The following is a 14,597-nucleotide window of genomic DNA, read 5'->3' as shown; positions in this document are numbered from 1 at the left end:
AACTGCATATAGACAGATCACCTTCTCTTAGTTTAATTTGGAAAAATAAGGGGATTTTATTTACAAGTAATTTATAACACTAGACCAAAAATCATTTTAGGATAATATGCACTCATCTTTTTTCTAAGATTTTCAAGTTCCTCTTTATTTAAGCTCGTATACTCCCCATACAAATTCAAAACGTCCGCTCCATTTTCATGAAAATACACGGTAACATATAACGTCGGTAACCCTTTGTTGTTTTCATCTATTGATAAGACGACATCTGGCGTTTTATTAACAGTGCTGAATGTTTCATTTCTTTTCCACTTCTTATTTTGAAACATGTCTTGTATATCATGTATCTTTCGTTTGTTATCTGTATGCGTAAAATATATAACATTATCCTCCGCTGGTTTTCCGATAGACAAAATTGTACGACTTGAGGGCGATCCACTGTTACACGCTGTCATTCCGATGACAAAGCTGAGTAATAATACAACGTACATTACCCTTTTCATATCAATCCGCCTCCTTTTGAATATATATATTCCTTTATAAGAGGCAGATGTCCTGTGATTTTATGGTGAATGAAATTATATCCGCGATTTTTCGAATATATCGACTTACCGAAAAAACGCGACAATCTACGCAAAAAAAGAGGCTGCCCGTTATGGCAGCCTCCCTCATTTTTAGAAGAATAAATGTAAGAAATCTTCAGTTGTAATGTTACCGAAGTAGCGTGCGATATCTACGCCTTCTAAAGCTGCAGTGAATGTATCTTTATCGAACTGAACGCCTGTTAGACGCTCTTCGATATCATGAACATCTAGTGAACCGAAGAAGTCGCCGTAAATTTTGCATTCTGTTACTGTTCCTTTTTTCACTTCCAGACGAACGTCAACTTGTCCAACTGGGAAGCGGTGTGAATGTTGTAAGTTGAACTTCGGTGATTTTCCGTAGTTCCAGTCCCAATTGCGGTAGCGCTCTTCAGAAAGTTTATGGATTTCTTTCCAATCCTCTTCTGTTAATTCATACGTTGGGATTTCTGTTTCTCCTTCGAAAATTGTTTCTAGAAGAAGTTGTCTAAACTCTTCTGTCGTCATTTCTTCGTTTAGGAACTCTGTAATGTTCGCAACGCGGCTACGGATTGATTTAATTCCTTTTGATTGGATCTTATCCATTTTTACTTTCAGTGCTGATACGACGTGATCGATTTCAGAGTCAAATAGTAACGTACCGTGACTGAACATACGACCTTTCGTTGAGAACTGCGCGTTACCTGAAATTTTTCTTCCTTCAGCTAAAATGTCGTTACGACCACTTAGTTCTGCATTTACACCTAATTTACCAAGCGCTTTCGTTACAGGCTCTGTGAATTTTTTGAAGTTGCTGAAACTATCTCCATCATCTTTCGTGATAAAGCTGAAGTTTAAGTTTCCTAAATCATGATATACTGCGCCTCCGCCTGATAGACGACGAACGACATGAATACCTTTTTCTTTTACGTAATCTGCATTAATTTCTTCTACTGTGTTTTGGTTTTTACCAATGATAATCGAAGGTTCGTTAATGTAGAACAGTAAATATGTTTCGTTAATATCTAAATTTTTCACACAATATTCTTCAATCGCTAAGTTTATTCTAGGATCTGTAATTCCTTTATTATCAATAAATAACATCGTATCACCTCATGAGTTCCATACGTAGCCACTATGCGCTAGCGTAATATGGCCACTGAAAATTTGTTTTGCTTCTGTTACTAAATTAGATGGGTTTCCTGTATGCGGTAAGTGCGTTAATAAAAGTTCTTTTACATTCGCATCTTTTGCAATACTTGCTACTTCTGTACTATTCATATGCCCTGCTTTTGCAGCCTCTTGATGTGCATACATATTACACTCACAAATGAAAAGATCAGCATCTTTCGTGAATGGAATGAATTCAGGAATATAACTTGAATCAGCGCTGTATACTACAGCACCATCTCCAGCTGTAATACGCATCGCAAAGCATGTAACAGGATGAACAGTTTTTAAGAACGAAATCGAGAACGGTCCAACTTGAAGTGTTTCTTCTGGATTGTACGCGATTCCTTTCGTATGTGGTTCATGTGTTAAAGAATGGAATCCATTCTCGTCAAACGTATGACCGTATATTGGTAATTCCGGTAGTTGCCTTGTTGTTGCACTCGTAATTAATCTCGCATATTGCAATACCCCAATGTCCGCAACATGATCGTGATGATAGTGTGACAGTACAACTGCATCTATATGAGATGGTGTTATATATTTTTGAAGCTGTGCTAGTACACCACTACCACAGTCTACAAGTAAACGAAAACCATCGTGTTCAAACAAATACCCCGACGTTGCTTCTCCCGCTTCTGGAAATCCGCCCCAAAAGCCGACAACAGTCATTTTCATATGTATCCATCCTTTCTAAAACCGAGTAGGAATGCATGTTTCACTTACATTCTACATTGTTAACTATAATCCATTTCCTAAACTTTTTCATTAATTTTCAATTTTGTTATAAAACAGTTGTTGACTTTTATTTTTTGTACTAATACAATAATAGTAAGAAATGGAAATGGAGGGATTGACATGATCGATCAACCAATGGAGTTTTTCAGAAATTTACCGACGAAAACTTGTGCGCACTGTGGGAAAGAAATTGATGAGCAACACGAAGCATACCATAACAAATGTGATGACTGCGTTCACGAAGAATAGTAGTTTATGAACATAAAAAAACCTAGCAGACATAGTCTACTAGGCTAATAACATCGTATCCTTCTTCATCGTTGAACCTTTCACCAAGAGCTCCAGTTCAAACTCATACAATTCTTTTTGTCGATAATTTTTCGTATGGATTTTATCCATCATCAGGTCGACAACTTTTCGGGCCATCTCATCGATTGGCTGTTCAATTGTCGTAATACCTGGCTCTGTAATCTGTGATAATATTTGATTATCAAAACCGATAACAGCGAGATCATCTGGAATGCTCCAGTTATGGTGCTTCGCCTCTGAGATAATTCCAGCTGCTACCTCATCGCCTCCTGCCAAAATCGCGGTAGGATTTTTTTTGTCCTTTAATACTTCATGGAATATTCGTTTTCCATCCTCCCAAGAGAAAGCGTTTTCAAGAAAATCAATCGCTTCTACTTGGCGGCTCTTCTCAGTTATTGCACGTAAAAAGCCCATTTTTCGCTGCTGGCTAACTAATTTGGTTTCGTTACCACGGCAAAAAATAAGATTGCGATATCCTTGATCTAACACATGCTTCGCAGCTATGTATGCTCCTTGCGCATGATCAAACTTCACTGTTGGAATATTTGCTTCCTCAATATATTCATTACATAACACGATTGGACCGTGCTGTAAGTATGGCTCTACATCTTCCCACGGATTTTCTAGTGAACATAGAATAATCCCATCTACTTGTTTCGTAGATAATAATTGTAAATACTCCATCTCTTTTTCAGGTAAATATCTTGTTTGACAAATAATCAGTTTATATTTATGTTCAGAAGCTGCAATCTCGATTGCTTCAATAAATCTACTGAAAAAAGGATTTGTAATCCTTGGAACTAGCACCGCAATTGTTTCCGTTTTTTGTTTACGAAGCCTTCTCGCCGCAGAATTAGGAACAAAGCCTAAATGCTTCATTGCTAATTGAACCCTTTTTTTCTTCTCATCTGAAACATATGGATGATTATTAATCACCCTAGAAACCGTTGTCCTTGATAACCCCGCTAATTTCGCCACGTCCTCTATAGTCGACACGAAATTCTCCCCCTTTGCATGAAAACGTTTTCTTAAATTGATTATATAGTATATTATTGGAAACTGCAATATCGGTTGTTATGATTTTACTATATTAATATTATACATAGGTAAAAGTCTGTTAATGGAGGGGCAATATACTGCTTTTAGACATTTACGGTAGGTACATTCCTTTTCTTAATACCATATATCCTTTATTCAATATAAAAGCCCATCAATACATCGTCTCCATATGATCCATCTTCATACTTTATTTGCTTTCGTTGTCTCCCTTCTTCTACAAAACCCATACGTTTGTACACTTTAATTGCCCGATCATTAACAGAAACTACACCTAAGCAAATTTTCTCTAAACCTTTCTGCCCTTTAGCCCAACTAATAAGAAATTCAATTAATTCCGTGCCGATGCCTTGATTACAATACGCCTCTTTAATCCCCATTCCCATTGTGCCTGCGTGTTGTAACCGTTCTAGTTCATATCGGTTGAAAAGTAAAAAGCCAACTACCTTCCTATCTACTTCATACACGATATAGAGATTACCTTTCTCATTGCTTTTCCGTATCTTTTCTCTTTCTGCATTACTATCATTCGGTAACTTCTTTGGGGATACTATGAAAAATTTTGTAGTAGTTTCCGATAATATAATTTCTTTTCTAATATTCATAATTGCTTCTGCATCAGTCTCTTTTACTAACCGTATCATTGAATCACCTCGTACTTTTTCTTTTTAAAAATAATATTAAAACTATAAAACGTCCAATATGCAATATTACATATTGAGAATCTTTTTACTCTTGATACAATATTCACAAATCAAAATAAAAGGAATATATGGAATGAACCCTATCTTAACAGATGCAAAACAACTATTACATAAAGAAGAAAAAATTTTATCTACTTTAAAATGTTCACTTACTGGCTATATGATTACGCATAAAGTCCCGTATCCTGGCATGTTACTTGCTACTAATCAAAGACTTCTCTTTTTTAGCCAATATAAAAACACATTCATTGCCGAATTTGATTATGAAAAAATTCTATCCATAGAAACGAAGAGAAGAATCTTTGACAAAAAAATAATATTTTACTATGAAGATGAATATATAACGCTTGGATACATTACAAGTTCGAATGTTGAAGCGTTCATAGACTTACTACAAAGAAACAGCAAGACTAGCACAGGCTTATAATCAGCGGGGATTCCCTCGCTGATTCATTATTTTAACTCCTCCCACTTCGTCCAAACTTCTCTCCCGTTTATACGGTACATACTATCCTCTCTATCCATAAACCTATGTACAATAAATTCACGTCTAATTGTACAAAAATCATCATGATATTGTTTTATAAATGTATTAATTTCTTTTTCTGTATATTGATTTTTAGCATTTAACTTGCTAATTAAATGCTCTAACAATACTAATTTTTTCTTCTTTTGACCTGGAATCGATTTTAAACGATTCTCTTTATCAAAAAAGTTACGAATGGTCGTATCACGGAATTTCATCTCACTTTCAGTCATTTTTTATCCTCCATCGGTTTTTATACAATAAAATTTATCGTTTATCTTTACTATCCTTCTTCATTCTTTCACTTACAACATCCATAAAGTAATATCCACTAATTAGCACATAGTAAAATAAAAGTATCCCTAGTATATCTTTCATACTCGTATATTCTTTTTTCTGAAACAAGATAGGTGAAAGAGAGAAAACGAGAAAGAAGATTAATGGATATAAGATAAAATAGTAAGTAGGATTGCCTTTCATCATATCAACTCCTCTACCCTATGTTTCTCTGTAAATTGTTGTAATTCCTTTTCTTTCGTTTCTATAGCTTTTAGAAAGATTTATAGATGAACCAAGGAAAAGATGCCCTCTATTAAAATAAAAAAGCACCAAAAAGGTGCTTTTTTTACGCTTCAACCGATTGATTTTCAGCAACATTTTTAAATTGTCGTTTGTGCATCAAAGTTAAGGAGGCGATTGTTCCAAGTGATAATACAACGATAAAGATCATGAGCATTCCTATGTTTTGCCACATGAAGTTAAAGTCTCCGCTTGATACGACTGCTTTCAATCCTGATACAGAGTATGTCATCGGTAACCAAGCATTAAATGGTTGTAAAAACTTCGGAATTAACTCTAACGGGAATGTTCCAGCACTTGTTGTAAGCTGAATAATTAATGTGATGATGGCGATGAAACGCCCTGCATCACCGAATGCTGTTACTAAACATTGAATTAATGCAATAAACGCTAAACTTGTAACGATGCTAAAGAGTATGAAGTACGGAATACTTTGTACTTCTACACCTAATCCGAACAGTAATATAACATCTGCTACTATCGCTTGAATAATACCGACTGATAGTAACACGCCGAACTTACTAATAAACCAACTAAATCCTGATTTTGGAACGCCAACTGTATCACGTAATGGATATACGATTGATAATAGTAATGCCCCAACGAATAAACCGAGTGATAAGAAATACGGTGTAAATCCAGTTCCGTAGTTAGGAACTTCCGCCATTTTCTCCGTCTTCACCTTTACAGGACTTGCAAACATATCATACGTTTTATCTGTCCCTTTTACTTCCCCAGTTTTCTCTGCCCCTTCCCCAAGTTTCTCAGCAAGTTCACCTGAACCATCGTTTACTTTCACTAGTCCATCAGTTACTTTTCCTGAGCCGTCTGCTAGTTTATTTACACCGTCGATTAGCTGGGTTGAGCCAGTTGACATTTGGTTTAGACCACCATTTAGAGTACCTAAGCCAGTTGTTACTTGGCTTGAACCGTCTACTAATTGTGTTATTCCTCCTGACATTTGATTTGCTCCTGCGGATAATGTACCTAAACCACCTGTTACTTTGCTTGAGCCGTCCGCTAATTGAGTTACTCCATCAATTAATTGATCTGACCCCTTATTTAATTTATTTACACCTACTTTGGCATTATTTAATCCTTCACCAAATCCGTGAAACTTACTTACAAATTGGTTTTGCGCATTCATTAATTTCGTAATACCATCCGTTAAAGTATTAATCCCACCTGAATTCGGTAGTTTGTTTTGCATTTCACTTGCCTTTTGATTTATTTCACCTTTTAGTTGATTTACTTCTTCGTTTAGTGTCTTTGTTCCACCCGATACTACAGCAACTTTTTGTTGAACTGTCGCTGTACTTTTTGCCGCATTTGTTATATACGGTTGTAACTGCTCTTGATATTCTTTTGGTAAACTCTCAATTTGCTTTTGTAAATTAGCTACATCTTGCGCTGCATTTTTGGCATCTCCTGCTGTTGATTGAGTAAATCCATTTAACTGATTTACGTTTTTTTCAGCTCCGTCTATTTTCTCATTTACTTTATTTAATATTGTAGGAACTTTCGCCTGCATTTCTTCTAAACCTGCAGCGGAACTTTTCACTTTACTATCTAATTCTTGCAAACCCTTTTCAATTTTTTGAGAAACCCCCTCTAATTGACTTTGTCCTCCAACAAGCTGTTCCATACCAGCTGCTAATTCATTCGTTCCTGTTTTTAATTCACCTGATTTATTTACTAACGTATTCAAACCCGCTGTTACTTTCTGAGATCCATCTTGCAATTTCCCTATACCCGTCTGCATCTCACCTGTTTTGCTATTTAACGTATTTAAACCATTTGTTACTTTGCCTGATCCATCTACTAACTTATTAGATCCATCTGCTAATTTCTGAGCTCCATCCTTCATCTCTCCAGACTTCCCTTGAAGTGTATGAAGGCCATCCGTCACTTTACTGGAACCATCATGCAGCTCACTTGATCCGTCGTGTAGTTTATTTGCTCCTTCCGCCCCATCTGCTAATCCTTTTGAGACGTCTTGAATAGAATCAAACATTTTCTCTGCATATGTTTTCGTTAACGTACTTGATACTTCACCTTTAATTTTTTCAATGGCTGTTCCGCCAATTTGTGAAGATAAGAAGTTTAAGCTTTCGTTTGGAATGTATTCTAAATTTAATGGTTTTGGATCATCTTTTAATAACGTTGTAGCGTTACTTGAGAAGTCATCTGGAATGCGTACTAACATGTAATACTTTCTACCTTCCATTCCTTTTTCCGCTTCTTTTTCACTTACAAATTCCCATTTGAAACTTGTATTATCTTTTAAGTTATCAACGAGCCCTTTTCCGACCTCAATTGGTTTCCCATCAAATACTGCACCTTTATCTAAATTGACTACCGCAACTGGTAAATCATCTAACTGTTTATACGGATCCCAAAAGGCCCATAAAAACATACCTGCATATAAAATCGGTACGAATAAAACCGCGATAATTGGAATTAATATTTTTTTACTTTTTATAATTTCAGTAAATTCTTTACGAAGCAACTGATTCCATTTCATCATTTCTCCCCCTTTATTAAAATGACCGAAATATTCATTTGGTCATTTTTACCCAAACAAAAAGGCTATACTTTTTCATACATATGCCTTATCCCCGAACTTATTACTATGCAACTTTTTCTCATTATGATTATAATTTTTCTATAACTCCTCCTCAAATTAAATATATGACCTCATTATTAATTTGGTCATTTTTTTATAAAATTAAAAGGATCATCTTAGTTTGACAATCCTTTTAGTAAATAAAGTTCAAATAACTCTGCAATTTTTTCTTTTTCTAGCGGTTCATGATTTTTTTCCCAATCAAAAATAAGCGATACATATAGACGAAGCATAATAAATGCTGTAATTTCTGGATCACATTTGCTAATTTCACCTTTTTCAATCGCAATCTTTAAATACGATTGAATAACAGAAACAATTTCCACATCAACTTGTTGCATGACTTCTTGTACTTCTTTCGTTCCCATATCGCGCTCTTCTTGAATTAATTTAATCATGAGCTGATGTTCTTTTCTAAATTCCAAGATGCTATATAATGCTCTATGTACATTTTCAAAAAATGAAACATCTGAACGAATTGCACTTTCTGCAACTTGCTTCATTTCTGTAATTAAATTAGAAATAATTTCACCAAATAGCTCTTCTTTATTTTTGAAAAAAGTATAAATCGTTCCTTTTCCTACATTCGCTAACTTCGCTACTTGATCCATCGTTGTTGCTTTATAACCGAACGCTGAAAAAGACTTTGTTGCAGCTTCAATAATAGAACGTTTTCGATCTATCGCCACATCTTCACCTCCAAAAATGACCAATTGGATAATATAGTCAATCAGTACACCTTTGATATTACCACACGCTTACATTCTAGACAAGTTCTCTTTTTTATTATTTCCAGTATAAAAAAATTCCAGTCAGTGTATATCATACTGTCCATAGTTTATCAGAAGAAAAGAGAAAAGGAAAAGGTGTTCTTAAGATATATGATTAAACCTTACTTCACAACAACAAAATTCCTCTTTTTCAAATAATCAAATAAAAAAACAAGAAAATCTTTACAATTAATAGTAATATAGAAAATAGACAAGTTTATCAAAATAGTGGAGGCTTTTTCAGTCATGATGCGTGCGCTTCGTTTAAATATAAAGCAAGCTTTTTGTAATCGTGTTTCTTTAATTATTATGTTTAGTGGACTAGCTCTTATTTTTATTTACCATTATTATTATGTAATTCGTTACATTGGGGATGGAACGGATGCGTTTGTAACAACAGCTTTTAAATGGATTGGATTTCGCGACAATGAAATGGATGTTTATTTATTATTAATGCCCGTTATTGCTAGTTTCCCCTTTAGTACAAGTTACAATTCGGATAAATCAGATGGTTTTAAACCGTTTGTAAGTAAAGGGATTTCTTTGTTCCCTTATTCAGTAACGAAATATATCGTTACATTCTTTTGTGGCGGACTTCTTTATACATTTCCATTCATCTTATCGTTATTATTTTGCAAATTAACCATTCCAGACGGAGAACCGACGGCTGGTTCAGGCATTATAAATGATAATGGGATGTTTGCAAACTTATATTACGAATCTCCCCTCACTTACATTACTGTATATATCGGAATTAATTTTTTATTTGCAGGTTTAATGGCCCTTTTAGGACTTGCAGCATCTGCGTGGTCACAAAAGGACTATATGGCGATTCTCTTCCCATTTGCAGTTGCCTCCATTCCATACGTCCTGCTAAATACGATATTCCCTACAATAGGCGGAGCGCCTTTTCATTTATATGACCCAAAACAACCGTTGCATGGCATGTCGCCGTATATTTTAACGATGCAATGCACTTTTTTCCTTCTCGTTAGTTTATTCATGTACATACAAGGAGTAAAGCGTGATAGAAAAAAATATAGAAGAAGGTTGCAAAGAAGAGAGCGGTGTAGAAAGGCTTTTCAAGTATAATAAAACCCTAATTTCCTTACTATATTGGAAATTAGGGTTTTATTTACTATTCATTTACGGTGTACCAGCCAATCCCCATAAAATAACAACCGCTACAAAATAAATTGCTTTAATCGCCACTACTAAACATAATGAAGCAATTGCATATTTACTTAATTCTCTTCTTGCACCTATTAAAGTGAAAATAACCGCCAAACTAAATGTTATATAAGAAGTTGCTGTATGTATTAAGTTATACGTAATGTCTAAATTACTTGTAAGTCCTGTTATATCAGCTACAAACTGAAGCATGACGATCGTACTAAAAAAAATTGCAAACTGATTCATTAATTTTCCATTTATTCGTGCTTGCATCGCTGCCCTCCTAACGACTGAATATTCAATTAATTTTATCATCAGATTACAAAAAAAGGAATCATCTCTTTATACTATTGATGCAGAAACAAAAAAGAACGCTCAGTCACCTAAGCGTTCCTTTCTTTAAGAAGCTTTCTTCAAATCAATTTGAGCAAGTACTGGGTCATGATCGCTTACACGTCCGTGCTCTTTCATTATGTTTGAGTTTAAGTGCACTGGATCTACAATTGTGTGCGGTGCGATGTTGTTTGTTACTAAAATATGATCTAACACTTGTGCATTTCCTTCGTGAATGTACGTGTAACGATTCTCTTTCGGCACTGTGTTTAACATATTCTTTAAGTTTGTTCCTTCTAGTGCTTTTAGTGGTTTAGCAAACTCAAAATCGTTCATATCTCCTAACACAACAACTGGTGCATTTGTGTTCTTTTTCTGAATTCCTTGTACAAATTGATTTACTTCTTGTGCTAACTGAATTCGTTTGTCTTCACTTTTTAATACGAGCGGTTGCACTTTTCCAAATGGCGTTGCATCCCCTATTTTTGAGTTTAAGTGATTTGCAACGACAACAACGTTTTGTCCTTGGAACGTAAATTCTGCCGCTAACGGTTTACGTGTACTTTCAAATAATGAACTTTCGTCTCCAATGCGAACCACATTTTTATCAAGTAACTTCGGTACTGCTGCTAATTTCACGCGTGATGGGTTGTAGAAGAAACCGACGCGAATATTCGCTCCTGGTGCTCCTCCGTCTAGATTATTGTTTGGAGCAATTTCTACATACTCATACTTCGGTCCACGAATTTCTAGAACTGCATCAATGATACGTTTTGCGCTCAATGACGCATCTGTTGTACCGTCATTAATTGATCCGTTATTATCTTGCATTTCCTCTACACCGATAATATCTGGCATTTTTAAATTGTATTTAATAGAATACGCTAACGCTTTTACCTTTTCATCTGTTGTTTCTTTTTTATTCGCCGAGAAGTTTTCAATGTTATATGTAGCAACTGTTAACTTATCAAGACGAGGCTGAATATTTGCCCCTACTTGCTTAAATCCACCATCCACTACAGCTGGCAATTCTGTTATTGGCGAAATACGGAAAGAACCGTAATCATATCCTACTACCCCTGTTATATCTCCAGTGAAAGTATCTCCTACTTTTGCTACATAATCGCGAGGCACTTTTACAGAAAGACGCTCTGGGTTTAATTGATTTTCATCTAATAGAGGTGTGCCATATTGTGTTACTATTTTATCTCCACCATTTTTTACTGTTACATATAAATTTCCGTTTTTCTGAGGTGCAATAATTTTTGGTGTTGGCATCGTAACACGCATACCTTCTATACTTTCATAGAAGTCGATTGCATCTTCATTTGGATCAAATAAACCAAATGCATCATTATCAATAATCTGATCCGGGATTTTCACACCGTTTTCCCCAAGTACAATCGGTGCTGGTAAAGATTGATCTTTTGCGATTACAACAACGCGACTCGCCTTAATTTCTGTCGTCGTTAAGTCTGTTTCAAATCGCTCTGCATATCCTGGTCCAACATATTCTTCTACTACTCCATCAACTTGAATAAGATCTCCTACTGCTACATTCGCATCTTTTTTGTATACGTACATACCTTCTGAAGTAGCTGGATCATTATCTAGCTGATTGTCTTCTATATAAAAGCCGTTTTTATCAAGCGCTGTGACAACGCCTTCCACATTGTATACTTTCTTCCCGTTGTAAGGAGACATATGTGATTTTCCTTGAATGTCATGAATACGAACCTGTTCATTATTTACGATAATAAACGAAAACGTCGAAATTGCTGAAGAAGTAAGCCCTTCTTTTTCTGCGATTGCTTTCACTACACTATTTTCATTCACTACAATTTGTCCATTATAACGAACGCTTTTATTAGTAGGATTAGAGCCATCTAACGTATAGTAGATTGTTGCCCCTTCTGTATTCGTCGTTAATGTTACCGCTGTTCCTTTAGCGACTTCTCCACCGTTCGGTGAAGATACTACATCGCTAACACGGTTTTGGCCTTCACCTTGAAACTTATAAGCTGTTACTGATTTTAAACCTGGGTTACTAAAATATAATTCAAGAGTCCCAGTCAAACTAACTTTCTTCCCGATATTTTCAGGATGATCTTTTACATTCACTGCCGTTCTCACATCACCTTTTGGCAACTGAACAGGCATGATTTTGTCTGGATTCGTTTCGTTTGGCGAATCTGCAATTGCTACGTTTGTATCATCAAACTTAGCTGGATCCTTCGTATATTTAGAAGAACTTTGCGTATATCCAACAATGTACCCTTCCACTATCCCCTTCGTTTTCCCTTGCTGCTTAAATACTTGAATTGCTTTTTCTACTGACATAGAAGCAGTTTCTTCTGCTTGCGCTAAAGTTCCAGTAAATGAAAGCAATAGCAAGAATGATAAAAAGACACTTAACAATTTCTTCACAGCCATTTTCCTCTCCATATTTCATATTTTCTCAGCATTTCTATCATAACAAATGATTCGTTATATAGAACTATTTTTCGACAAATTTTACAAAAGATTTATTTAATTTACAAGCTTTCAACCTATAATACAAAATAATAATTTTACACCTTCTACAAATGCACTCTATAATGTTAGAGAGAGAAAACAGAAAATATCGACATTTGATTGGCATGTAAAATGGATTCATTTGAATAGGAGTGATTGGATGGAAGTGCAAACAGAAACATACCGCGCAGCTATGAATGGAACATTAGAACGTCATTTTTCAGATATGATTGCTGTTATACCAACTAGAATTACAATTGAGCAGTTAAAACAGCGGCTAGAGACTATCGCTACTAAAGTTGATGAGTTAAAAATTGTTTATAGTGATGAGACAAGCCTTATTTTTGAGTTACATATGGATGAAGCAATCATACCGTATGAACTGCATATTGATGAGGCGAATGACCCAGAAGAATACAAAATGTACAATAGACAAGATTCTACAATCGTAGATCGTAATTTTGAAGATGCGGCTTTCGGCACTGAAATTTTCACTCGTACGCTATTTGTAGGCGATGTACTGGACTGCTTTTTCCAGCAGTTACAGTTTTTATGGAATCTCGCCCCAGATTTGTTATTTGTAATCGATTCAAGTGCAGCAATGAAAGTGATATCTAGAAGTTATATTGAATATCACGTTGAAAATGAATTATTACCTGACATTCCTGACTTGTACGTTATTCATTCTGTTTATGAAGACGATAAAGATGATGAGCCTACGCAATATTGGTTTCATACACATGGTCTTTTAAGAGCAGGCGTAACTGAAATAGAGTTAATTATTCCAAATCGCATTTCTTCCTACTACGGCATTGGCGATCTCTTTCAAACATTTGCTAATAATGCCGTTGAGAATGGACAAGTCCCTATGAATGAGCCTATCGTTATCGCGCATAGTCAGCAAGGTTCTATACATACAGTCGCTGTTCCGTGGGAAAAAGGATTATCTTATATAGGGCATAAAACGAGTATGGACCAATTATCTTCAATCGAGGATGAAGAAGTGAAACTACAACCAATAGATGCACAAAATACATTCTTAGGCGGAATGGATGCCCGAGATGAATACCATCAATCTCCATCCGTTCTCTTATTCAAATTTAATACTTCAGAAGAATATATTGAAAGTTTTTTCAAAGAACACGAGGAAGCTACAGGGCTCATGTTCTATAAAACAAATAGTGAAACGGCTCGTATGGCTTACAATGCGAAAAATACTTTCGGGTATTTCAGCAACATTTTTCACATTGAACAATCAAATGAAGATTTTCGTTTCCTTGCTAAGTTTGGTGTCTCCTACGAAGAAGGAAAAAGTGAACATATGTGGTTTGAAATGCAAAACATTACGGAAGATTTCATTCAAGGAATACTCATTAATGAACCATATTTTATAGAAGATATGAGTGAAGGAAATAGTTATCATTTAGATTTTGATAACTTAACAGAGTGGGTTATTTATGCAGGAGATGCCGTTATAAAGCCAAATAACTTATATATGTTTATTGGCGAATAAATATTTTATACAATAAACGAAACGCCTTC

At 35.3% G+C, this 14,597-nt stretch carries 15 protein-coding genes; 4 read left to right on the top strand and 11 right to left on the bottom strand.

What is annotated here, in order from left to right; translation table 11 throughout:
- Positions 1-71: 71 nt before the first annotated feature.
- From DN403_RS00465 to DN403_RS00455, 3 genes are all read right to left on the bottom strand, one after another.
- Positions 72-500 (bottom strand): hypothetical protein, encoded by a 429-nt coding sequence (locus tag DN403_RS00465; RefSeq protein ID WP_000832634.1) that lies wholly within the window; start codon positions 498-500, stop codon positions 72-74.
- 171 nt (positions 501-671) lie between these two features.
- Positions 672-1,661: a lipoate--protein ligase gene (lplA, locus tag DN403_RS00460; protein ID WP_000897261.1), complete on the bottom strand. Its 990-nt coding sequence runs from the start codon at positions 1,659-1,661 to the stop codon at positions 672-674.
- A gap of 9 nt (positions 1,662-1,670) precedes the next feature.
- Entirely contained in the window at positions 1,671-2,405 is a 735-nt protein-coding gene (locus DN403_RS00455) for an MBL fold metallo-hydrolase (protein WP_000784692.1), read from the bottom strand.
- Between the two features lie 180 nt (positions 2,406-2,585).
- Here DN403_RS00455 and yhfH point away from each other — a divergent pair, with 180 nt between their 5' ends.
- Positions 2,586-2,714 (top strand): protein YhfH, encoded by a 129-nt coding sequence (gene yhfH, locus DN403_RS00450; protein ID WP_000567010.1) that lies wholly within the window; start codon positions 2,586-2,588, stop codon positions 2,712-2,714.
- A 39-nt stretch (positions 2,715-2,753) separates the two neighbouring features.
- Here the strand turns inward: yhfH and DN403_RS00445 are convergent, their stop codons facing one another.
- On the bottom strand, positions 2,754-3,770 hold the full coding sequence (locus DN403_RS00445) for a LacI family DNA-binding transcriptional regulator (RefSeq protein ID WP_000103710.1): 1,017 nt from the start codon (positions 3,768-3,770) through the stop codon (positions 2,754-2,756).
- A 194-nt stretch (positions 3,771-3,964) separates the two neighbouring features.
- On the bottom strand, positions 3,965-4,474 hold the full coding sequence (locus DN403_RS00440) for a GNAT family N-acetyltransferase (protein ID WP_149185255.1): 510 nt from the start codon (positions 4,472-4,474) through the stop codon (positions 3,965-3,967).
- Positions 4,475-4,607: 133 nt separating this feature from the next.
- Between DN403_RS00440 and DN403_RS00435 the strand changes: the two genes are divergently transcribed.
- Positions 4,608-4,961 carry a PH domain-containing protein gene (locus DN403_RS00435; RefSeq protein ID WP_001068229.1) on the top strand — a complete coding sequence of 118 codons (354 nt, stop codon included), beginning with the start codon at positions 4,608-4,610 and terminating at the stop codon, positions 4,959-4,961.
- A 26-nt stretch (positions 4,962-4,987) separates the two neighbouring features.
- On the opposite strand, the gene DN403_RS00430 is transcribed toward DN403_RS00435, so the two are convergent.
- From DN403_RS00430 to DN403_RS00415, 4 genes are all read right to left on the bottom strand, one after another.
- Positions 4,988-5,293 carry a DUF2087 domain-containing protein gene (locus DN403_RS00430; RefSeq protein WP_149185254.1) on the bottom strand — a complete coding sequence of 102 codons (306 nt, stop codon included), beginning with the start codon at positions 5,291-5,293 and terminating at the stop codon, positions 4,988-4,990.
- Positions 5,294-5,327: 34 nt separating this feature from the next.
- A complete protein-coding gene (locus tag DN403_RS00425) occupies positions 5,328-5,543 on the bottom strand; it encodes a hypothetical protein (RefSeq protein WP_002083046.1) in 216 nt (71 codons plus the stop codon).
- A 142-nt stretch (positions 5,544-5,685) separates the two neighbouring features.
- A complete protein-coding gene (locus tag DN403_RS00420) occupies positions 5,686-8,163 on the bottom strand; it encodes a YhgE/Pip domain-containing protein (protein WP_000871857.1) in 2,478 nt (825 codons plus the stop codon).
- A gap of 218 nt (positions 8,164-8,381) precedes the next feature.
- Entirely contained in the window at positions 8,382-8,954 is a 573-nt protein-coding gene (locus DN403_RS00415; RefSeq protein WP_000963381.1) for a TetR/AcrR family transcriptional regulator, read from the bottom strand.
- 327 nt (positions 8,955-9,281) lie between these two features.
- On the opposite strand from DN403_RS00415, the gene DN403_RS00410 reads away from it, so the two are divergent.
- On the top strand, positions 9,282-10,127 hold the full coding sequence (locus DN403_RS00410) for a hypothetical protein (protein ID WP_000984163.1): 846 nt from the start codon (positions 9,282-9,284) through the stop codon (positions 10,125-10,127).
- A 54-nt stretch (positions 10,128-10,181) separates the two neighbouring features.
- Here DN403_RS00410 and DN403_RS00405 read toward each other — a convergent pair whose 3' ends face one another.
- Both DN403_RS00405 and DN403_RS00400 read right to left on the bottom strand, forming a co-directional pair.
- Positions 10,182-10,481, bottom strand: a complete 300-nt coding sequence (locus tag DN403_RS00405; protein WP_001148894.1) for a hypothetical protein — start codon at positions 10,479-10,481, stop codon at positions 10,182-10,184.
- Between the two features lie 126 nt (positions 10,482-10,607).
- A complete protein-coding gene (locus DN403_RS00400) occupies positions 10,608-12,974 on the bottom strand; it encodes a DUF6359 domain-containing protein (RefSeq protein WP_149185253.1) in 2,367 nt (788 codons plus the stop codon).
- A gap of 241 nt (positions 12,975-13,215) precedes the next feature.
- On the opposite strand from DN403_RS00400, the gene DN403_RS00395 reads away from it, so the two are divergent.
- Entirely contained in the window at positions 13,216-14,568 is a 1,353-nt protein-coding gene (locus tag DN403_RS00395) for a DUF4026 domain-containing protein (RefSeq protein ID WP_149185252.1), read from the top strand.
- Positions 14,569-14,597 lie beyond the last annotated feature (29 nt).

This window comes from Bacillus sp. AY2-1 (genome assembly GCF_008368965.1).
Classification (GTDB): domain Bacteria; phylum Bacillota; class Bacilli; order Bacillales; family Bacillaceae_G; genus Bacillus_A; species Bacillus_A thuringiensis_S.
Note: the sequence above shows the minus strand (reverse complement) of the source record. Positions and strands in the feature narration are given on the sequence as shown.